Source organism: Alcanivorax sp. 24 (assembly GCF_004360225.1).
In the GTDB taxonomy this organism is placed as follows: Bacteria; Pseudomonadota; Gammaproteobacteria; order Pseudomonadales; family Alcanivoracaceae; genus Alloalcanivorax; species Alloalcanivorax xiamenensis.
Window position 1 is genome coordinate 1 of sequence record NZ_SNUA01000012.1, and the last position, 19,730, is coordinate 19,730.

Consider the following 19,730-nt stretch of genomic DNA (forward strand, 5'->3'; position numbering starts at 1 on the left):
CATTCGCTTGCAAGCAAGCTTCCCACGGCGGCTTCGGAGCACACTCCGTGCGAGACCAGCTTGCTGGCGAATACGGCCTCCGGCGTTGACCCATTCGCTTGCAAGCAAGCTTCCCACAGCGGCTTCGGAGCACACTCCGTGGGAGACCAGCTTGCTGGCGAATTTGGCCTCCGGCGTTGGTCCATTCGCTTGCAAGCAAGCTTCCCACAGCGGCTTCGTAACACACTCCGTGGGAGGCCAGCTTGCTGGCGAATACGGCCTCCGGCGTTGGCCCATTCGCTTGCAAGCAAGCTTCCCACAGCGGCTTCGGAGCACACTCCGTGGGAGACCAGCTTGCTGGCGAATACGGCCTCCGGCGTTGGCCCATTCGCTTGCAAGCAAGCTTCCCACGGCGGCTTCGTGACACACTCCGTGGGAGACCAGCTTGCTGGCGAATACGGCCTCCGGCGTTGGCCCATTCGCTTGCAAGCAAGCTTCCCACGGCGGCTTCGGAGCACACTCCGTGCGAGACCAGCTTGCTGGCGAATACGGCCTCCGGCGTTGACCCATTCGCTTGCAAGCAAGCTTCCCACAGCGGCTTCGTGACACACTCCGTGGGAGACCAGCTTGCTGGCGAATACGGCCTCCGGCGTTGACCCATTCGCTTGCAAGCAAGCTTCCCACAGCGGCTTCGTGGCACACTCCGTGGGAGACCAGCTTGCTGGCGAATACGGCCTCCGGCGTTGACCCATTCGCTTGCAAGCAAGCTTCCCACGGCGGCTTCGGAGCACACTCCGTGGGAGACCAGCTTGCTGGCGAATACGGCCTCCGGCGTTGGCCCATTCGCTTGCAAGCAAGCTTCCCACAGCGGCTTCGTAACACACTCCGTGGGAGGCCAGCTTGCTGGCGATGATTCCATCTCCCTACAACTTCCCGATGGCAAATCCATGCGCGGCGCAGAATGCCCGCAGATCCGCCATCGCCCGATCCGGCAGACAAATGTGGGCGATCACTCTTTCACCGTACTGAATATCCACCAGTTCGGCCTCATGCTGACCGCACCAGTGGCGCAGGGGCTGCTCGCCGGAGAAATCCAGACTCACGGTGACCTCGCTGGTGGGCGCCTGCTCGATCACCTCCATGGCCGCCAGCACCGCTTCCGCCGCGGCGGAATAGGCCCGCACCAGACCGCCGGCGCCCAGCTTGACGCCACCGAAGTAGCGGATCACCACCACCATGGCATCGCCCACACCTTTGTGCCGCAGCACGTTGAGAATTGGCCGCCCGGCGGTGCCGGAGGGCTCGCCGTCGTCGTTGGCGGCGCCTTGGGCGGAGGAAGGCGGCCCAATCAGCCAGGCGTAACAGTGATGGGTGGCGTCCGGGTAGCGTTCACGGGCTTCCGCCAGCACCGCCTGCGCCGCCGCCCGGTTGTTGACCGGCCGGAGCCAGGCGATGAAGCGGCTTTTGTTGATTTCGATCTCCCGATCCACTGCCGCGGCGGGGACCGGATAAGGGGTGGGGGCGGGTTCCGTCATGGCGGCATTGTACGGGGTCCCGGTCTTTGTGTCCGGCCTCTTCCCTGTTACCCCACGGTTGTGAACAGCCTGCTTCGCCTGTTCACTGCCGAGGCAGCTTCCCACAACAGGGGCTACGAAGCCGCTGTGGGAAGCTGCCTTGGCAGCGAACAGACGCGAAGACATCTCACTATACGATTGATGGATGCAGTGGCCCTGAGACTACACCTTCAACGCCACCGCGCCACTGGTGAGGCGATCCTCCATGTCCTGGTGTGCCTGGCCGATCTGCTCGAACGGGTACACGCGCGGCGGCTCCGGTGTCAGCACGCCGTTTTTCAGGGCCTCGAAGAAGGCGGCGGCGGTGGCGTCCCGCACTTTCGGGTCGCGGGTGTAATGGCCGCGCATGGGGCGCACCACGGTGTTGGAGCCGCGCGCCAGCAGCGACACCGGCATCGGGTCCACCGGGCCGGAGGACTGGCCGAAGTTCACCAGATGGCCCAGCGGCGCCAGGCAGTCCAAGGATTTGTAAAAGGTATCCTTGCCGACGGAATCGTAGGCCACCGCCACGCCCTCTCCGTTGGTAATGGCGTTGACTCTTGCGACGATGTCCTCGTCGCGGTAGAGGATCACATGGTCGCAACCCCGGGCGCGTACCAGTTCCGCTTTTTCCTCACTGCCGACAGTGCCGATCACCCTGGCACCCATGTGCTGTGCCCACTGCACCAGCAATTGCCCGACACCGCCGGCGGCGGACTGCACCAGGATGGTCTGGCCAGCCTGTAGCGGGAACACCTGGTTCAGCAGGACGTGGGCGGTGGAGCCACGCACCATCATCGAGGCGGCACTGATCTCGTCCACGCCATCAGGGATCTTCACCAAGGTATCGGCGCTGATTCGCCGTTCGTCCGTGTAAGCGCCGTAGTTACCGGACACGTACACCACCCGCTCCCCTACCGCGAAGCCTTCCACGCCCTCACCCACCGCGGTGATTTCGCCGGCGGCTTCCAGGCCGGGGACGCCGGGCAGCGGCAAGGTTTGATACAGACCGGAACGCACATAAATGTCATGAAAATTGACACCGATGGCGGTCTGCTTGATCCGCACTTCCCCGGGGCCAGGGTCGCCCACGTCCACGTCTTCCACCCGCAACACTTCCGGGCCACCCGTTTCGTGCATTACCAAGGCCTTGGCCATTGTTGTTCTCCCGAGTTCGAAAAGAGGTTAACGGTACCCGGGCCATTCGCTTGCAAGCAAGCTCCCCACGGCCTTACTACAACGCTGCTGTGGGAAGCTTGCTTGCAAGCGAAGTCTTTATAGCCAAACCGCATCCCAGAGCGAATAATCGCGCACGGAGCGGACCAGACCTGCTCGTAGAGGATTTGCCACGACGTAACGACACAACGTGACGAGATCATCGTCATTTCTTAGCGCCCGATCGTAAAAGCCCGATTGCCAGAGCATCTCATCGCAGGCGGTAAGAGCACGCCAATTCCGGGTCGTTATTCCTTTGGCCTTGCGTACGGTGGCGGATAAAGTGACGTCATTTTTAAGCCGTAACACCCAATGCACATGGTCCGGCATCACCGTGTAGCATAAGGTTTCCGCGAGATCAGTGCTGGCCTGAAAAGCCCTCACGACACAGCGACCTTTCCATAGCGTATTAAAATGCGGATGTCTGTCATGACATGTCATCCTGATGTGGTAGATCCGCCCGGCTTCGCTATGACGGCCCGCCCTCAGACGATGTGACCGTGCCTTCCCTGGCATGTCGATGCTCCGGTTCTTGATGGGGCTTTGAACTTAGCAAAGAGAGAGCCGGGACATGGATACCGGTCGTCGTGGAAAAAACGCCATTGGACCGACAGCAACCCCGTTCGCTTGCAAGCAAGCTTCCCACAGAGGCTCTGTAGAAACGCTGTGGGAGACCCGCTTGCTGGCGAATCCCGCCCCCCTGCCGCGCTGGGACGTTCGCTTGCAAGCAAGCTTCCCACAGAGACTCCGTAGAAACGCTGTGGGAGACCAGCTTGCTGGCGAATCCCGCCCCCCTGCCGCGCTGGAACGTTCGCTTGCAAGCAAGCTTCCCACAGAGGCTCTGTAAAAAAGCTGTGGGAGACCAGCTTGCTGGCGAATCCCGTCCCCTGCCGCGCTGGGACGTTCGCTTGCAAGCAAGCTTCCCACAGCGGCTCCGTAGAAACGCTGTGGGAGACCAGCTTGCTGGCGAATCCCGTCCCCTGCCGCGCTGGGACGTTCGCTTGCAAGCAAGCTTCCCACAGCGGCTCCGTAGAAACGCTGTGGGAGACCAGCTTGCTGGCGAATCCCGCCCCCCTGCCGCGCTGGGACGTTCGCTTGCAAGCAAGCTTCCCACAGCGGCTCCGTAGAAACGCTGTGGGAGATCAGCTTGCTGGCGAATCCCGTCCCCTGCCGCGCTGGGACGTTCGCTTGCAAGCAAGCTTCCCACAGAGACTCCCTAGAAACGCTGTGGGAGATCAGCTTGCTGGCGAATCCCGCCCCCCTGCCGCGCTGGAACGTTCGCTTGCAAGCAAGCTTCCCACAGAGACTCTGTAGAAACGCTGTGGGAGACCAGCTTGCTGGCGAATCCCGTCCCCTGCCGCGCTGGGACGTTCGCTTGCAAGCAAGCTTCCCACAGAGACTCTGTAGAAACGCTGTGGGAGACCAGCTTGCTGGCGAATGGTATCGCGCCTACCGCCTCCATTTCCCCGGCGTTACGCCGAAGGTGTCGCGGAAGGCGGCGATGAAGGCGCTGACGTTGTCGTAGCCGAGTTCCAGGGCGACGGTGGTCACCGGGGCATCGCCGGCCAGCCGCTCCAAGGCGCGCAAGAGCCGGGCCCGTTGCCGCCATCGCTGAAAGCTGAGACCGGTCTCCTGGGGGAAGCGTCGTGACAGCGTGCGTGCCGAAAGCCCGGCCCAATGTGCCCATTCGCTTTGGTCGCGCCGGTCCGCCGGATCGTCCAGCAGGGCACGGGCGATTTTCAGTAAGCGTGGATCCGTGGGCATGGGCAGCCCCAACGGCGCTTCCGGCAACGCACGAATCTCGGCGGCGATGACCGCCGCCAGCGGATCCTGCCGCCGGTCCCAGCTCTGAAGGCTCCAACTGGCAGCGCGTTTCACCGCCTCCATCAACAGCCCGGATACCCGCACTGTACAGGGCTTCTCCGGCAGTCCCGCGCACAGATCCTCACGCATCAGTAGCGCCCAGCCATCGAACCGGCCATGGGGATCGATACCATGCTCGCAGCGCGGAGGAATCCAGATCGCGTGAACCGCCGGCACCACCCACAGGGTGGCACCGGTCCGTACCGTCAGCAGACCGTCGATGGCGCCGCAGAGCTGCCCTTCGTCATGGCTGTGCACGCCGGCTACCCGAGCCTCGCGTTCGGCGTCCCGCTTGCTCCAGACACGGACCACCAGTGGCCCGGGAAAGGCGGGGAAAGAGCCGCTGCCAGAGGTTAAAGCCATGATGGCGAGTTTCCGTTATTGAATGACCTTCATACCGTATTTCAGACAGGCGCATGGCGCTAGTCTGTTTCTACCCCCTGTTCCCGCCCTTTTACTGGAAGGATTTAACCATGCGAGCCAATGACATCTTGCCCGACGAGCAAAGCACCCTGAATCTCGACGGTGTCACCATCCGCAAGGGATCGGTGGGGGCGTTTCTCGCCAACGCCCGCCAATGGCTGGACCCGGACACGCCGGAGCCAGCGCGCCGGGAAGCGGAGCGTGATCTGGCCGAGTTACTGCCGGCGCTGGACGCGTTGGGTCTGTTCGACATTCTGCAGGTGCGCCAACCCAGCCTGCGCCAGTGGCTGGATGACCTGAGGGAGGGGAGATAATGACGTTGGACGACTTCGAGATTCATGATATCAGCACTTTTCCCATCGTGCGTTTCTTCCCCGAATCACTGCCTGAGGGCTATGCCCTGCGCTGGGAGGAGGAGATGGATGCTCTGATTACCCAGCCGGAACCTTTCGTGGTGCTGCTGGGCAACGCCGAGGCGGCACAGGAAGCTCACCAGGATCGTAAGCGCCGCACCCTGTGGCTCAAGCGCAATCGGGATGCTCTGGCACGGGCCTGCAAGGGCATGGTCGGCGTGCAGCCCAACGCGGCCAAGAGGCTGGTGATGCAAACCCAGAGCGCGGCCCTGGCCGGACTGTTCAATGTGCCACTACGGGTAGTCGCCAGCGAGGAAGAAGCGGAACGGTTGGGGCGGGTGTTTTTGTCGGAGTGAGGGGCGCTGCTCGAATCGCCCCTTCGGCGTTGGCACGTTCGCTTGCAAGCAAGCTTCCCACAGCGGCTCTGTAGAAACGCTGTGGGAGACCAGCTTGCTGGCGAATTCTCGCACTCCGGCGTTGTCCCATTCGCTTGCAAGCAAGCCTCCCACAGCGGCTCCGTAGAAACGCTGTGGGAGACCCGCTTGCTGGCGAATGCCGCCCCGGCGTTGGCCCATTCGCTTGCAAGCAAGCCTCCCACAGCGGCTCCGTAGAAACGCTGTGGGAGACCCGCTTGCTGGCGAATGCCCCCCGGCGTTGGCGCGTTCGCTTGCAAGCAAGCTTCCCACAGCGGCTCCGTAGAAACGCTGTGGGAGACCAGCTTGCTGGCGAACCGCCCCGGCGTTGGCACGTTCGCTTGCAAGCAAGCTTCCCACAGCGGCTCTGTAGAAACGCTGTGGGAGACCAGCTTGCTGGCGAATCCCGCCCCGGCGTTGGCACGTTCGCTTGTAAGCAAGCCTCCCACAGCGGCTCTGTAGAAACGCTGCGGGAGACCCGCTTGCTGGCGAATCCCGCCCCCCTGCCGCGCTGGAACGTTCGCTTGCAAGCAAGCTTCCCACAGAGACTCTGTAGAAACGCTGTGGGAGACCAGCTTGCTGGCGAATCCCGCCCCGGCGTTGGCCCATTCGCTTGCAAGCAAGCTTCCCACAGCGGCTCCGTAGAAACGCTGTGGGAGACCCGCTTGCTGGCGAATGCCGCCCCGGCGTTGGCCCATTCGCTTGCAAGTAAGCTTCCCACAGCGGCTCCGTAGAAACGCTGTGGGAGACCCGCTTGCTGGCGAATCCCGCCCCGGCGTTGGCCCATTCGCTTGCAAGCAAGCTTCCCACAGCGGCTCTGTAGAAACGCTGCGGGAGCCAACCCGCTGGCGAATCCCGCCCCGGCGTTGGCCCATTCGCTTGCAAGTAAGCTTCCCACAGCGGCTCTGTAGAAACGCTGCGGGAGCCAACCCGCTGGCGAGTTCCAATACTTTTACAGCTCCTGCCCACACCCGTTCAATGTGGTATCGCCGTAGCGGACTACCACGGTGTACGGATACTCTTTGCCGCTCATGTCGTCCTGACAGAGGCTCTGTTCGATTTCCACGGTCAGGTCGGTGTCTTCGTTACTGGTCTGATAGAGAGTTTTACCGCCCTCTTCCCTGGGACCAGGATCCGGCGCGGCGACGGTGGTTTCTCCGTAGTCGGTGACCAGTTCCAGTTTCACCTGCGGAAAGATGGCCAGGCTCCAGCCGGGCTCATTGCCCGCCGCCCAGAACTGGGCGCCCTGCTCGCGAACTTTCTGTGCCGCCGGGGACAGCCCCGCGCCCTCAACACCTTCCATGTTCTCTGGATTCTCCCGAGGTGCTTCGTCACCGGGCACCCGGTGGACGATGACGGTCACCGGTTGATCATTGCTCTCGCCCACTTCCACCGTGTGCCGCTCGGTGGTGGTCCACAGCAGGTTGCCCTGCTGATCCCGGATTTCCGCGCGCACCGCGTACCCCATGCCCATGTCCGGATTGACGTCGCCGCGCATGTAGGTCAGCTCAAACGGAATCGGCACCTGGGTTTCCGGTTCGAGGGTCTGCTCGGCGATCACCCGGGCCGCGGCGTCCGCCAGGGACACATCTTCCAGCACCACCCGTACGGTGACATCCGGCGGCAAGGCGATGCGCTCCCGATAGAGCACTTCGCCTTTAAGGGTCACCTGCTGTTCTTCCTGTTCCATGGCGCCCCCTCCTTGTTCAGCGGATCGGGAATCGTTGGCCGGCCCCTGATCACAGGCGGTCAGCAAAGCGGCCACCGTCAGGGCGGCGAGAGAAAGCGTGGTTTTCATGATCGCTCCTTGAACATGGCGCAATGATGGGAATTCACCTGCAAACTCTAGCAGGCGCCAGGGCAAAAGAGACGGTCACCGATGAAGGTTTAATGAAAATAAACAAAGCCCCTCGCCGGGGCTGGCAAGGGGCCCTTGAGCCTTTTTTGCAATGGGAACAGTTGCAACGGGAACAGCCGTCAGACCGCCACGCTCAAAGTCACGTCAATGTTGCCCCGGGTGGCGTTGGAGTATGGGCACACTTCGTGGGCCTTGTTGACCAGTTGTTCCGCCTGGGTCTGATCCAGACCCGGCAGACTCACGGTCAGCGCCACTTCCAGGCCGAAGCCAGCGCCCACCGGACCGATGCCCACCTGCCCCTGAACACTGCTTTCGGACGGCAACGCCACCTTGGCCTTGCCAGCGACCAGTTTCAGGGCGCTGAGAAAACAGGCGCTGTAGCCGGCGGCGAACAACTGCTCCGGGTTGGTACCCTCACCACCCGGACCACCCAGAGCTTGCGGCGTGGTCAATTTCACATCCAGGGCGTTGTCGCTGCTCACGGCGCGGCCGTCACGGCCACCGGTGGCTTTGGCTTCGGCGCGGTACAGTACTTTTTCGATGCTCATGGTGCTCTCCTTTACGGACATTTTGCACTATTAAATAGTGCGCTATTTTAACAATCCAAGGACAGGACGCCAATATGCGAAGCTCCCCCTGAAAAACACCCCGTCATGCCGGGCTCGACCCGGAATCTCCCTCTACAGAGTGCATGACTTCGTGGAAGGAGATGCCGGATCAAGTCCGGCTGACGTTTTTCAGAGGCTCCCAAAGTGGCGCCCTACCCGTTCAGTTTACGGCGCAAGCCATGAAGCTGATCTTTCAGCGCCGCCAGTTCCTCCGGCTGGCACTGGCTGGCGCAGGCCACCGCTTCGGGAATCGCCTCCGCCCGGATACGCAGATCACGGCCCTGATCGGTGAGCCGCACCTTTACTCGGCGCTCATCCTCGATCGCCCGGCGGCGGGACAGCAGCCCCATGCCTTCCAATCTCTTGAGTAACGGCGTCAAGGTGGCGGAGTCGAGAAACAGCCGTTCGCCGATTTCCGACACGCTCTGCCCATCCTCCTCCCACAGCACCATCATCACCAGGTATTGCGGGTAGGTGAGCCCCAATTCACGCAGCAACCGGCGGTAGACCTTGGTCATGGCCAGATTGGTGGAATACAGGGCGAAGCAGACCTGAAGGTCGAGCTTCAGCAGGCTGTCGGGGGTGTCATGATCATTCATAAGGGCGATATTAAATCGCGCACTATTCATTGGCAAGAAAAAACATGGCCTGACAGCCCGCTTCCCACGGAAGAGAGCTACCAAGCCGCTGTGGGAAGCGGCCCTGGCCGCGCATGGGACCGGAGATATGAATTCACGCTGGATTCGCTGGCAAGCCAGCTTCCCACGGAAGGGGCCATGGAACCGCTGTGGGAAGCGGCCTTGGCCGCGAATGGGACTGGAGATATGGATTCACGCTGGATTCGTTGGCAAGCCAGCTTCCCACGGAAGGGGCCATGGAACCGCTGTGGGAAGCGGCCTTGGCCGCGAATGGGGCCGGAGATCTGGATTCACGCTGGATTCGCTGGCAAGCCAGCTTCCCACGGAAGGGGACTATGGAACCGCTGTGGGAAGCGGCCTTGGCCGCGAATGGGGCCGGAGATATGAATTCACGCTGGATTCGCTGGCAAGCCAGCTTCCCACGGAAGGGGGCCATGGAACCGCTGTGGGAATCGGCCTTGGCCGCGAATGGGGCCGGAGATATGAATTCACACTGGATTCGCTGGCAAGCCAGCTTCCCACGGAAGGGGACTATGGAACCGCTGTGGGAAGCGGCCTTGGCCGCGAATGGGACTGGAGATATGAATTCACGCTGGATTCGCTGGCAAGCCAGCTTCCCACGGAAGGGGCCATGGAACCGCTGTGGGAAGCGGCCTTGGCCGCGAATGGGGCCGGAGATATGAATTCACGCTGGATTCGCTGGCAAGCCAGCTTCCCACGGAAGGGGGCCATGGAACCGCTGTGGGAAGCGGCCTTGGCCGCGAATGGGGCCGGAGATATGGATTCACGCTGGATTCGTTGGCAAGCCAGCTTCCCACGGAAGGGGACTATGGAACCGCTGTGGGAAGCGGCCTTGGCCGCGAATGGGACTGGAGATATGAATTCACGCTGGATTCGCTGGCAAGCCAGCTTCCCACGGAAGGGGGCCATGGAACCGCTGTGGGAAGCGGCCTTGGCCGCGAATGGGGCCGGAGATATGAATTCACACTGGATTCGCTGGCAAGCCAGCTTCCCACAGCGGCTTCGTAGCAGTGCCGTGGGAAGCAGGATTGCTCGCGATAAGGACGTTAGCGCGGCAGGCGCTCGATCAGCATGGCCACGCCCTGGCCGATACCGATACACAGGCTCACCAGAGCATAGCGTCCACCGGTACGTTCCAGCTGGCGCAGCGCGGTCAGCGCCAGACGGGAGCCGGACGCGCCCAGCGGGTGACCGACGGCGATGGCGCCACCGTTCGGGTTGAGGCGCTCGTCATCGCCTTTCAGGCCCAGTTGCTTGCAGCAACCCAGTACTTGAGCGGCGAAGGCTTCGTTGATTTCGATCACGTCCATGTCCTTGAGGGTCAGACCGGCGCGATCCAGCACCTTCTTGCAGGCGTCCACCGGACCCAGGCCCATGACTCGCGGTGCCACCCCGGCCACGCCGCCAGCGATGATGCGGGCGCGCGGCGCGATACCGGCGGCTTCGCCGGCGGCGCGGGAGCCGATGATCAGCGCGGCGGCGCCGTCGTTGACCCCGGAGGCGTTGCCGGCGGTGATGATGCCGCCCTCAACGATGGCCGGCAGCTTGGCCAGTTGCTCGGCGCCGGTGCCCGGACGCGGGTGCTCGTCGGCGTCCACCACCAGCGGCGGCTTCTTGCGCCCCTGGGGCACTTCCACTGGCATGATTTCTTCCTTGAAGAAACCGGCGGCGCGGGCGGCTTCATAGCGAGCCTGGGATTGGGCCGCGTAGGCGTCCGCTTCCTCGCGGCTGATGCCCAGTTCGGCGGCCACGTTATGAGCGGTTTCCGGCATGGTGTCGGCACCGAATTCCTTAAGGATGCGCGGGTTGGGAAAGCGCGCGCCGATGGTGCTGTCGAACACCTTCATATTACGGCTGTAGGGGCTTTCCGCTTTGGCCATGACGAACGGGGCACGGCTCATGGATTCCACGCCGGCGGCAATCACCAGATCACCTTCATTGACGGTGACCATGCGCGCGGCATCCAGAGTGGCGGCCAGCCCGGAACCGCACAGGCGGTTCACGGTGACACCGGCCACCGAGTCCGGCAGACCGGCCAGCAGACCCGCGTGACGCGCCACGTTACGGGCGTCTTCACCGGCCTGGTTGGTGTTGCCGGCAACCACATCCTCGAACTTCTCCAGCGGGAAGTCGTTGCGGTTAACCAGGGTACTGATGACGGAAGCCAACAGGTCGTCCGGGCGAACCGGAGCCAGGGCGCCGGCGTGGCGGCCAAAGGGAGTGCGCAAACCGTCGTAGATATAGGCGTCAAGCATGCTGTGAGGTCCTCTGTGAGCCGGGGGCGAACGACTCCGGAACACCGGCCGAACGCCAGTGCCGGGCGCGCCCGAGGGCGTGTCCGCTGTGCGGAATGTTGTTTTGAAACTTGACGGAAAGGATAGGCCGTGACAGAGTGCGTTGCAAGTCGGGTGACCGTCCGGTCCGCCCTTTCCAGGGAGGCGTCCATGCCGCGATTGAGATCGCGCGCCAGGCTCATCCTCCGCAAAGCCCTCTTGCCGATCGAAACGACAGAATCATGATTCGCGACCCTGAAGTGCTTAATCAGCTCGTCGATACCATTCGACGTTTTGTCCGTGACCGTCTTGTGCCCGCGGAGCAATCCGTGGCCGAAAACGACGCCATTCCCGATGACATCGTCCAGGAAATGAAAGAGATGGGCCTGTTCGGCCTCTCCATCCCGGAAGAGTATGGTGGTCTCGGCCTGACAATGGAAGAAGAGGCCATGGTGGCATTTGAAATCGGGCGAACTTCCCCCGCTTTCCGCTCCTTGTTCGGCACCAACAACGGCATCGGCGCTCAGGGCATTCTCATCGACGGCACCGAAGAGCAAAAGCGCAAGTACGTGCCGAAGCTGGCCACCGGTGAAGTGATCAGCTCCTTCTGTCTGACCGAGCCGGACGCCGGCTCCGACGCCGCCAGCCTGAAGACCCGCGCCGTGCGCGATGGCGATCACTACATTCTGAACGGTACCAAACGGTTCATCACCAACGGTCCGAAGGCCAATCTGTATACGGTGATGGCCCGTACCGACCCGGACAACAAGGGCGCCGGCGGCATCACCGCCTTCGTTGTCGAAGGTGACACTCCCGGTCTGATCCGTGGCAAACCGGACGTGAAAATGGGCCAGAAAGGCGCCCATACTTGCGACATCACCTTTGAAGACTGCCGCGTGCCGGCGGAAAACATCATTGGCCTGAAGGAAGGCCAGGGTTTCAAAACCGCGATGAAGGTGCTCGACCGCGGCCGCCTGCACATCTCGGCGGTGTGCGTGGGTGTGGCCGAACGCCTGATCGAGGATGCCCTGCGCTACGCCATGGAGCGCAAGCAGTTCGGCCAGCCGCTGGCCGAGCACCAACTGATCCAGGCGATGCTGGCCGACTCCCGCGCCGAGGCGTTCGCCGGTCGTTGCATGGTTCTGGAAGCCGCCCGCACCAAGGATGCCGGCCAACCGGTGAGCCTGGACGCGTCCTGCTGTAAACTGTTCTGCGCGGAAATGGTGGGCCGCGTGGCGGATCGCGCGGTACAGATTCACGGCGGTTCCGGCTACATGTCAGAATACGCGGTGGAGCGTTTCTATCGTGATGTGCGTTTGTTCCGGATCTACGAAGGCACTACTCAGATCCAGCAGATCGTGATCGCTCGCAACATGGTGCGCGAGGCGCGGTAAATACCGCGGCTATTCGCTGCCCAGGCAGCTTCCCACAGCGGCTTCGCAGCACGGCTGTGGGAAGCCTGCTTGCAAGCGAATGTTTGCAATCGGGGGACACATTAATTGAACAGGGAATGGCCCCGGCGTTTACGCCGGCTGCTGGATTACGCCTTGCCGCTGTGCATGGCCGCTACCCTGGTTTCCTTGTTGTTTCCCAATCCGGTCTCACCCTGGCTCGCACGCCCCACTCTGCTGATTTATCTGCTGGTCCAATGGCGCCGCAAGAGCAAACTGGCCAAGGGCCTGCTGCTGTTCATCGCCGTTCTCTCGCTGCTGATATCGACCCAGAGTGATGATCCCCTGCCCCAGTTTCTGGCGGCCTGGGATCGCTTCTGTTTCTTCGCCACTTTCGTCTCCGCCCTCGGCTTGTTGCGGGTATCGGCCATGCGCTCGCGCCTGGTGCGCCATGCTGGTCAGGTGCTGATCCGCCAGCGTCCGGCCTGGCGTTATCCGACACTATCCATCGGCACCGCGGTGTTCGGCATGATCATCAACATCGGCGTTATCGGCCTGTTCGGCGCCATGGTGCAACGCAGCAACAGCCTCAGTGCCGCCGGCGGCGAGCGGCGGGTGCAGGCGGTGCGTGAGCGGCGCATGATGCTGTCGATACTGCGCGGCTTCGCCCTGGTGCCGCTGTTGTCCCCACTGGGCGTGACCATGGCGGTGATGCTGTCGAACATGCCGTCGCTGCGCTGGAGCACGATCGCGCCGGTGGCCCTGCCCACCGCGGTGCTGATGTTCGCCGTCGGCTGGTTGCTGGATTGGGTGCTGCGCCCGCGTAATTTGAAAGTGCCACCGGTGGACCGGCGCTCTTCGAAACCGCTCTGGCAGTTCAGCGCCCTGGCGGCGGTGATCACCGCGGCGGTGTTCGTGGTTGGCTGGATACTGGATGTGCGCTTGCCGGTGGCGGTATTGATCGCCTGCCCGCTGAGCGCTTTCATCTGGCTGTCATTGCAACGGCGACGGCTGGGCGGCGGTACCGGTGCCCGGCGGGCGGCCATGTTGCTGTACCGGCATTCCCGTCTGATCTTCGGCGCCAACCGTAACGAAGTGGCGATTCTCGGCGGCTCCGCTTTTCTCGGGGCACTGCTGGTACCGGTGATTGATCGCGACATGCTGGCCGAGGCGCTGCTGCACACCGGCCTGTACGGCCCCTGGTTCGCGGTGGCGGCGATGCTGGCGGTGATCCTGCTCTCGCAGATCGGCCTCAACCCGATCGTCTCGGTGACCCTGATCGCCGGCATCTTCGCCGATACCCATGAGATCGGGCTGGAACCGGTGGTGCTGGCGGTGGCGCTGATGAGCGCCTGGTCCCTGGCGATGATCACCTCGCCCTTCACCGCCGCCATGCAGGTGCTCGAACAACTGTTGCAGCGTTCCTCCTACATGATCGCCTGGCGTTGGGACGGCCTGTTCTTCTGGATCATCGTGCCGACCCTGTGCGTGTGGGTGTTCGTGCTGCATTCTTTTCTGGGGTGAGCTGCTGGGGTAAGCGCCCCCCTTTTTCCGTCCTCTTGACGCAATACGTCCGAGACGTATACTGGCCAAATGTACACGGTAGTTGAAACGCCCACTTTCGCAGCGGATGCGGACAAATTGTGGAGCACAGAAGAACGAGCCGAGTTTTGCGCCTGGATCGCAGCGCACCCGTATGCCGGTAATGTCGTCCCTGGTAGTGGCGGCTGTCGCAAGGTCCGCTGGTCCCGGCCGGGCATGGGCAAAAGAGGCGGAGTACGCGTTCTTTACTTTACCCGCCTGGCCAATGGAGAAATCTGGCTGCTGGTGATGTACGCCAAAAACACCATCAGCACTATCCCGGCGCACTTGCTGAAAGCCATACGCGAGGAGTTGGAAAATGGCCAAGGATAAAGCTCTGACCGGAGAGGAACTGGGTAAGAAGCTGTTGCAATCGGTTCGGGAGATGAAAGCCGGCTACGTTGCCCGCAGAACCGAAGTGAGTGACAACGAAGTGGCCCAGGCCCGTCACCGGACCGGTTTGTCCCAGTCTGAATTTGCCCGGGCTCTGAATATTTCCCATCGCACTCTGCAGGAATGGGAACAGGGTCGGCGCGCGCCGTCCGGCGCCGCCCGGACACTGATCGCGATTGCCTTTCGCCACCCCGAGGTGATCGTGGAGACGCTAGCCAACGAGGGATGATTCAGAGGTGGCTACGCGACCGAGAGCCTATTCGCTGGCAAGCCAGCTTCCCACAGCGGCTTCGTAGCATGGCTGTGGGAAGCTTGCTTGCAAGGGAAGGTTTGACTTATTCCGGGCGAATATGGGCGGTGGCTTCGTCTTCCACGCGTTGCCAGATTTCCACGCCCATGGGGTTTTCCGATTCTTCCAGGATGTGCCCCACCAGACCGATGGCGCGCGCCATGACGCCGAAGCCGCGCACGATTTTCCAGGGGAAACCGAATTCACAACAGATCGCACCGATGGCGCCGGTGGCGTTGATCGGCAGTTGCTTGCCGGAGGCCGCCTCGGCCTTGGCGGCAATGCGCTGCATCAGGTCCACATAGCGGCCGGACAAACCGTTCTCCTCGGCGATTTGGAACAGACGCGGGGTGCGCGGGTCCACCGGCTTGTGCAGCGGATGGCCAAGGCCGGGGATGATCTGCTTGCGGCCACGGAAGTCGGCGACCACTTGATCCGCCAGCGCATCCAGATCCACATCGGCTTGCGGATCCGGCAGCGCTTCATAAAGCATTTTCGAGGCACCTTCCATGCTGCCGACGAACACCGTGCCGAGACCGCACAAACCGGCGGCCACCGCCGCTTGCAGGGATTCCGGCGCGCCGGCATAGGTGATGCGCGCGGCCAGGGCGGACGGGGTGATGCCATGTTCCACCAGGGTGATGACGATGGCGTTGAACACCTTGGATTGTTGCTCGGTGGGTGCTTGGCCGGTCAGTTGCAGGTAGGCCAGATCACCCAGGTTCATGTGACCGAGAATTTCATTGGGCAGGTCCTTGCCGCGCACTTCGATGCGGTCACGGGTGCTCCAGGCGATGTCGGAGCGAATTGGTTTGTTTTGACGAGCCATGATGACTTCCTCGTTTGGGTTCGTTGGTATGAAAGAATGGACCGCGTTACAGCAGCTTCGTGACTCCTGTACTGTGGGAAGCTGGCTTGCCAGCGAACTGGCCTGAGACATATCTTCAGGCCCCATTCACTGCCAAGCGGAGCGCCGCCCGGACAGTTTCCCACAGCGGCTTCGTAGACCGGTCCGTGAGAGAGCGATGATTCAGAGCTCGGTGCGCGCGTCCTTCCGGGTTCCTGGCAGTAACAGACCGCTGAGATAAACCAGCCCCACCAGCGCCACGCCGGTCACGTCCGTTTCCCAACCCGGCACCATCATCAGCAGGCCGCCGACCAGGAACAGCAGCGCTTTGAAGCGGCTCAAGGCACCGTGGAAATAGGCGTAGCGCTCCAGCCCCGCGGACAACATCCAGACACCGATGGCGGCGGTAATCACATAGCGGACGATGAGCAACGGTTCACCGCGCAGAATCAGTTCCGGCTCCACCACGAACAGGAACGGCAAAATGAACAGCACCGATCCCAATTTGAAGGACTGGAACGCGGTCTTCATCGCCGGCTCGCCGGCCACACCGGCGGCGGTAATCGACGCCAGCGCCACCGGCGGCGTGATGTAGGACAGCATGCCCCAATAGAGAATGAACATATGGCTGGCCACCGGATCCAGCCCCATCTTCACCAACGCCGGGGCCAGCACGATGGCCAGGAAGATGTAGCAGGCGCTGGCGGTCATGCCCATGCCCAGCACGAAACTGGTGAGCGCCCCAAGCACCAGCAACAATGCCACGTTGTCGCCAGCATACTGGATCAGTTCTCGGGAGAAGGCGGTACCGGCGCCGGTCAATGACAGCGCCCCCACTACCAGCCCGATACCGGCCAGAATCGCCACCAGATTGGCCACGTTTTTTCCGGACTCGACAATCACGTCCAGGATCACCCGTTTGCGGTTACCGCCGCGATGCAAAATCAGGGCGGTCACCAGTAACGCCACGGAAGCATAAAACGGTGCCATGGACTCAATCCGCCAGGCCAACAGCAGGAACACCAGCAGTGCCAGGCTGAACAGATAGATCCAGCCTTCCAGCAGGGTTTTCACCACCGACGGCAGTTCCTCCTTGGGCAGCCCTTTGAGCCCCTTGCGCGCGGCGTGCGCGTCCGCCTGCAGGAACAGGATCAAATAGAAAAACAGCGCCGGTACCAGAGCGGCGGAGGCCACCTCCAGATACGGCACATTGAGAAAGGAAGCCATGATGAACGCCACCGCGCCCATGATCGGCGGCATGATGGTGCCGCCGGTGGAGGCACAGGCTTCCACCGCGGCCGCGTAAGTGCCGGGGTAGCCGTAGCGCTTCATGGTGGGGATGGTCATCGGACCGGTGGACAGTACATTGGACACCGCGCTGCCAGACAGGCTGCCAAAGAAGCCCGAGGACAGAATCGATACCTTGGCTGGCCCGCCACGACGGGAGCCCATCAGTGCGTAGGCCAGCTTCATGAAGAAGTCACCGCCACCGGACACCGTCAACACTACGCCGAAGACGATGAAGCCGATCAGCAAGTCCGCCACCACCCGCATGGGAATACCGATGATACTTTCCACACCCATGGCGTTGGCGCGAACCGCTTCCTCCAGGGTGTATTGGGAGCCCCACAACACGCCGGGCATGCTGTCCGCGAACAGCGGATAGATGCTGAAAACCAGGCACACCAGCAACAGAACGGTACCGCCGCAACGGCGCACGCCTTCCAGCGCGATCAACACCAGCACCCCGGACAGCACCGTGGGCAACATCGGGGCGTCGATATCCCAACCACTGTTGATAATGGTGGCCGCGTTGGAAGAAAAGTAAATGCCCACCGCCAGTGTTATCAACGCCAGCAACCAGTCATACCACGGCACCCGGTCACCACTGCCCTTGGTGGCGGGAAATACCAGAAAAGCCACCGCCACGAACAGGCCGATCAACAGATAATAGAAGGCGGTACTGAGCGGCTGGAAACCGAACAGATTCAGCGTGAACACCTGGTTAACCGCCAGAGTCAAACCCAGGGCGGACAATACCAAGACAGCGACATAGGCGGCGCCGGAAACCCTCTTGCCTTCCCCTTCCGGGCTCTTGGCCGGGGTGGCGCCGGGATTGGATTCGGCCTGCATGGTCGTTTCTCCGTCATTCAATCGATGGCAACGAACCGGCCGTCGCGGGATCGCCGCATGGCCGGTTCGCTCACAAGCCTGAGCCGGTTCAGCCGGCGCTCAGGGCCTCTTTGCGGTAATCCATCCAGAATTGCGGCCAGGCGTCGTCACTGACGCCCTTGGTTTTGGCTTCGTCACGCGCGGCCTTCCACGCGGCCTGCACCTTTTGCAGATGCTCAAGACGTTTCTGGTTCCACTTGTCATCCTCGGCGGTCCATACGCCGATTTCCTTCAGATAGCGAATCGCTCCAGGATGGAAAGGCGCATCCACCGGCGGACGGCCGGACAGTTTCACGTCCCAGCGGGGCATCACCGGGTTCGAGTCCTTATACAGGTCGTAGGTGGAAGCCACCGCCTTGGTCATGTTGTAGGCCTCGTCATCGGAGAGCGCCGCATAGCTGACGATCATCGGATAGCGATACGCCGCCATCGACGCCGGTTTGTCCTCGGACATACCGGCGCCCACGGTTTCCATGGCGGCTTCGAAGATCGGCGCCACCTTGTTCAGGCGTTCCCAGGCGTCCTTGTCATCCAGAGGGATGCGCGGCCAGGCCAGACCGCGAGGGCTGGAAGCCAGCTCATAGAGCGTCGGCGCTCCCGGAGAGACGATGGCGGCATCCACGGTGTCTTCGATCATGCCGCGCAGAGAAGCGCCATAGGACGGCAGGCGCACTTGCTGGACGTCATCCCAGGTCAAACCGGCGGACGCCATCAGCGCTTCGGCTTTGATGTTCACGGAAGGGTTGGCTTCCACATAGGCCACGCGCTTGCCGCGCAGATCCTCGAGTGTCTTGATGTTGGCGTCGGCGGCGGTGGCCAGCGACACCGAGGCCGGACGGCCCAGCAGCACCCGCAAATCCTGGGGGCCCCAATCCGGCGTGGCAAAATCGTAGATGCCTTCCGCGGCGAAATAGGTTTCGGTGGCGAGGAAGGCAAATTTGACCCGGCCGGTTTCCAGCGGCTTGAGACGGCCGATGGCGGTACCGGAGGGCATGATGCGAATACGCACGCCGTACTCTTTCATCAAGGCATCGGCGATCATCGACGCTTCGGTATAGCCGGAGGAGCCCACATCGTAGGCGCTCCAGAGCATGGAACGTTCCAGGTTGACGTCGTCGGCCAGCGCGCCGTGCGCGGTGACCAGAGGCAGAGCGGCCAGCGCCGCCCATTTGGCGAGGGACTTGAACATAGTGGTTATCCTTATTGTTGAGTGTTGATGGTGATCCGTGGGAGGCCAGCTTGCTGGCGAATTCTCGCCCTTCGGCGTTGGCACATTCGCTTGCAAGCAAGCTTCCCACAGCGGCCTTGTAGAAAAGCCGTGGGAGACCAGCTTGCTGGCGAACTCTCGCCCTTCGGCGTTGGCACATTCGCTTGCAAGCAAGCTTCCCACAGCGGCCTTGTAGAAAAGCCGTGGGAGACCAGCTTGCTGGCGAATTCTCGCCCTTCGGCGTTGGCACATTCGCTTGCAAGCAAGCTTCCCACAGCGGCTTTGTAGAAAAGCCGTGGGAGACCAGCTTGCTGGCGAATCCCGCCCCGGCGTTGGCGCATTCGCTTGCAAGCAAGCTTCCCACAGCGGCCTTGTAGAAACGCCGTGGGAGACCAGCTTGCTGGCGAATTCTCGCCCTTCGGCGTTGGCACATTCGCTTGCAAGCAAGCTTCCCACAGCGGCCTTGTAGAAAAGCCGTGGGAGACCAGCTTGCTGGCGAATTCTCGCCCTTCGGCGTTGGCACATTCGCTTGCAAGCAAGCTTCCCACAGCGGCTTTGTAGAAAAGCCGTGGGAGACCAGCTTGCTGGCGAATCCCGCCCCGGCGTTGGCGCATTCGCTTGCAAGCAAGCTTCCCACAGCGGCCTTGTAGAAA

17 protein-coding genes are annotated in these 19,730 nt (G+C 62.2%); 6 read left to right on the forward strand and 11 right to left on the reverse strand.

Annotated elements, in window-relative coordinates; translation table 11 throughout:
* Positions 1-902: 902 nt before the first annotated feature.
* The 4 genes from E0L37_RS15360 to E0L37_RS15375 form a co-directional block, all read right to left on the reverse strand.
* Entirely contained in the window at positions 903-1,514 is a 612-nt protein-coding gene (locus tag E0L37_RS15360) for a YigZ family protein (RefSeq protein ID WP_133492596.1), read from the reverse strand.
* A gap of 201 nt (positions 1,515-1,715) precedes the next feature.
* Complete coding sequence (locus tag E0L37_RS15365) at positions 1,716-2,690, reverse strand: quinone oxidoreductase (protein ID WP_133492597.1); 975 nt, start codon at positions 2,688-2,690, stop codon at positions 1,716-1,718.
* Positions 2,691-2,807: 117 nt separating this feature from the next.
* A complete protein-coding gene (locus E0L37_RS15370) occupies positions 2,808-3,263 on the reverse strand; it encodes a transposase (protein WP_133492598.1) in 456 nt (151 codons plus the stop codon).
* 933 nt (positions 3,264-4,196) lie between these two features.
* Positions 4,197-4,973 carry a helix-turn-helix domain-containing protein gene (locus tag E0L37_RS15375; protein ID WP_133492599.1) on the reverse strand — a complete coding sequence of 259 codons (777 nt, stop codon included), beginning with the start codon at positions 4,971-4,973 and terminating at the stop codon, positions 4,197-4,199.
* Positions 4,974-5,083: 110 nt separating this feature from the next.
* On the opposite strand from E0L37_RS15375, the gene E0L37_RS15380 reads away from it, so the two are divergent.
* Together E0L37_RS15380 and E0L37_RS15385 are read left to right on the forward strand one after the other, a co-directional pair.
* The gene (locus E0L37_RS15380) at positions 5,084-5,347 is read left to right on the forward strand and encodes a hypothetical protein (protein WP_133492600.1); all 264 of its coding nucleotides are present in this window, start codon (positions 5,084-5,086) and stop codon (positions 5,345-5,347) included.
* Positions 5,347-5,742, forward strand: a complete 396-nt coding sequence (locus E0L37_RS15385) for a GntR family transcriptional regulator (protein WP_236564212.1) — start codon at positions 5,347-5,349, stop codon at positions 5,740-5,742. The genes E0L37_RS15380 and E0L37_RS15385 overlap by 1 nt, the downstream gene beginning before the upstream one ends.
* 1,009 nt (positions 5,743-6,751) lie before the next feature.
* Here the strand turns inward: E0L37_RS15385 and E0L37_RS15390 are convergent.
* The 4 genes from E0L37_RS15390 to E0L37_RS15405 form a co-directional block, all read right to left on the reverse strand.
* Positions 6,752-7,597, reverse strand: coding sequence for a YbaY family lipoprotein (locus E0L37_RS15390; RefSeq protein ID WP_133492602.1), 846 nt, complete (start codon positions 7,595-7,597; stop codon positions 6,752-6,754).
* Between the two features lie 179 nt (positions 7,598-7,776).
* Positions 7,777-8,205, reverse strand: coding sequence for an organic hydroperoxide resistance protein (locus tag E0L37_RS15395; protein WP_133492603.1), 429 nt, complete (start codon positions 8,203-8,205; stop codon positions 7,777-7,779).
* A gap of 212 nt (positions 8,206-8,417) precedes the next feature.
* Positions 8,418-8,864: a MarR family winged helix-turn-helix transcriptional regulator gene (locus E0L37_RS15400; RefSeq protein ID WP_133492604.1), complete on the reverse strand. Its 447-nt coding sequence runs from the start codon at positions 8,862-8,864 to the stop codon at positions 8,418-8,420.
* Positions 8,865-9,970: 1,106 nt separating this feature from the next.
* On the reverse strand, positions 9,971-11,179 hold the full coding sequence (locus E0L37_RS15405; protein WP_133492605.1) for a 3-oxoadipyl-CoA thiolase: 1,209 nt from the start codon (positions 11,177-11,179) through the stop codon (positions 9,971-9,973).
* A 260-nt stretch (positions 11,180-11,439) separates the two neighbouring features.
* Between E0L37_RS15405 and E0L37_RS15410 the strand changes: the two genes are divergently transcribed.
* The 4 genes from E0L37_RS15410 (at position 11,440) to E0L37_RS15425 (ending at position 14,791) form a co-directional block, all read left to right on the forward strand.
* Entirely contained in the window at positions 11,440-12,591 is a 1,152-nt protein-coding gene (locus E0L37_RS15410; RefSeq protein WP_133492606.1) for an acyl-CoA dehydrogenase family protein, read from the forward strand.
* A gap of 105 nt (positions 12,592-12,696) precedes the next feature.
* Complete coding sequence (locus E0L37_RS15415; RefSeq protein ID WP_240687483.1) at positions 12,697-14,112, forward strand: hypothetical protein; 1,416 nt, start codon at positions 12,697-12,699, stop codon at positions 14,110-14,112.
* Between the two features lie 69 nt (positions 14,113-14,181).
* Positions 14,182-14,502 carry a transcriptional regulator gene (locus tag E0L37_RS15420; protein WP_133492607.1) on the forward strand — a complete coding sequence of 107 codons (321 nt, stop codon included), beginning with the start codon at positions 14,182-14,184 and terminating at the stop codon, positions 14,500-14,502.
* Entirely contained in the window at positions 14,489-14,791 is a 303-nt protein-coding gene (locus E0L37_RS15425; protein ID WP_133492608.1) for a DNA-binding transcriptional regulator, read from the forward strand. Before E0L37_RS15420 ends, E0L37_RS15425 begins: the two co-directional genes overlap by 14 nt.
* 106 nt (positions 14,792-14,897) lie before the next feature.
* On the opposite strand, the gene E0L37_RS15430 is transcribed toward E0L37_RS15425, so the two are convergent.
* From E0L37_RS15430 to E0L37_RS15440, 3 genes are all read right to left on the reverse strand, one after another.
* Positions 14,898-15,680: a citryl-CoA lyase gene (locus E0L37_RS15430; RefSeq protein ID WP_133492609.1), complete on the reverse strand. Its 783-nt coding sequence runs from the start codon at positions 15,678-15,680 to the stop codon at positions 14,898-14,900.
* 201 nt (positions 15,681-15,881) lie between these two features.
* The gene (locus E0L37_RS15435; RefSeq protein WP_133492610.1) at positions 15,882-17,831 is read right to left on the reverse strand and encodes a TRAP transporter fused permease subunit; all 1,950 of its coding nucleotides are present in this window, start codon (positions 17,829-17,831) and stop codon (positions 15,882-15,884) included.
* Positions 17,832-17,919: 88 nt separating this feature from the next.
* The gene (locus tag E0L37_RS15440) at positions 17,920-19,059 is read right to left on the reverse strand and encodes a TAXI family TRAP transporter solute-binding subunit (RefSeq protein WP_133492611.1); all 1,140 of its coding nucleotides are present in this window, start codon (positions 19,057-19,059) and stop codon (positions 17,920-17,922) included.
* Positions 19,060-19,730 lie beyond the last annotated feature (671 nt).

What these genes read in the sequence shown, in the direction of transcription:
- E0L37_RS15380 (WP_133492600.1), top strand. Translation starts at nt 5,084, where the DNA reads ATGCGAGCCAATGACATCTTGCCCGACGAGCAAAGCACCCTGAATCTC.
- E0L37_RS15390 (WP_133492602.1), bottom strand. Translation starts at nt 7,597, where the DNA reads ATGAAAACCACGCTTTCTCTCGCCGCCCTGACGGTGGCCGCTTTGCTG.
- E0L37_RS15360 (WP_133492596.1), bottom strand. Translation starts at nt 1,514, where the DNA reads ATGACGGAACCCGCCCCCACCCCTTATCCGGTCCCCGCCGCGGCAGTG.
- E0L37_RS15395 (WP_133492603.1), bottom strand. Translation starts at nt 8,205, where the DNA reads ATGAGCATCGAAAAAGTACTGTACCGCGCCGAAGCCAAAGCCACCGGT.
- E0L37_RS15400 (WP_133492604.1), bottom strand. Translation starts at nt 8,864, where the DNA reads ATGAATGATCATGACACCCCCGACAGCCTGCTGAAGCTCGACCTTCAG.
- E0L37_RS15375 (WP_133492599.1), bottom strand. Translation starts at nt 4,973, where the DNA reads ATGGCTTTAACCTCTGGCAGCGGCTCTTTCCCCGCCTTTCCCGGGCCA.
- E0L37_RS15430 (WP_133492609.1), bottom strand. Translation starts at nt 15,680, where the DNA reads ATGGCTCGTCAAAACAAACCAATTCGCTCCGACATCGCCTGGAGCACC.
- E0L37_RS15370 (WP_133492598.1), bottom strand. Translation starts at nt 3,263, where the DNA reads ATGCCAGGGAAGGCACGGTCACATCGTCTGAGGGCGGGCCGTCATAGC.
- E0L37_RS15435 (WP_133492610.1), bottom strand. Translation starts at nt 17,831, where the DNA reads ATGCAGGCCGAATCCAATCCCGGCGCCACCCCGGCCAAGAGCCCGGAA.
- E0L37_RS15440 (WP_133492611.1), bottom strand. Translation starts at nt 19,059, where the DNA reads ATGTTCAAGTCCCTCGCCAAATGGGCGGCGCTGGCCGCTCTGCCTCTG.
- E0L37_RS15365 (WP_133492597.1), bottom strand. Translation starts at nt 2,690, where the DNA reads ATGGCCAAGGCCTTGGTAATGCACGAAACGGGTGGCCCGGAAGTGTTG.
- E0L37_RS15420 (WP_133492607.1), top strand. Translation starts at nt 14,182, where the DNA reads ATGTACACGGTAGTTGAAACGCCCACTTTCGCAGCGGATGCGGACAAA.
- E0L37_RS15405 (WP_133492605.1), bottom strand. Translation starts at nt 11,179, where the DNA reads ATGCTTGACGCCTATATCTACGACGGTTTGCGCACTCCCTTTGGCCGC.
- E0L37_RS15385 (WP_236564212.1), top strand. Translation starts at nt 5,347, where the DNA reads ATGACGTTGGACGACTTCGAGATTCATGATATCAGCACTTTTCCCATC.
- E0L37_RS15410 (WP_133492606.1), top strand. Translation starts at nt 11,440, where the DNA reads ATGATTCGCGACCCTGAAGTGCTTAATCAGCTCGTCGATACCATTCGA.
- E0L37_RS15425 (WP_133492608.1), top strand. Translation starts at nt 14,489, where the DNA reads ATGGCCAAGGATAAAGCTCTGACCGGAGAGGAACTGGGTAAGAAGCTG.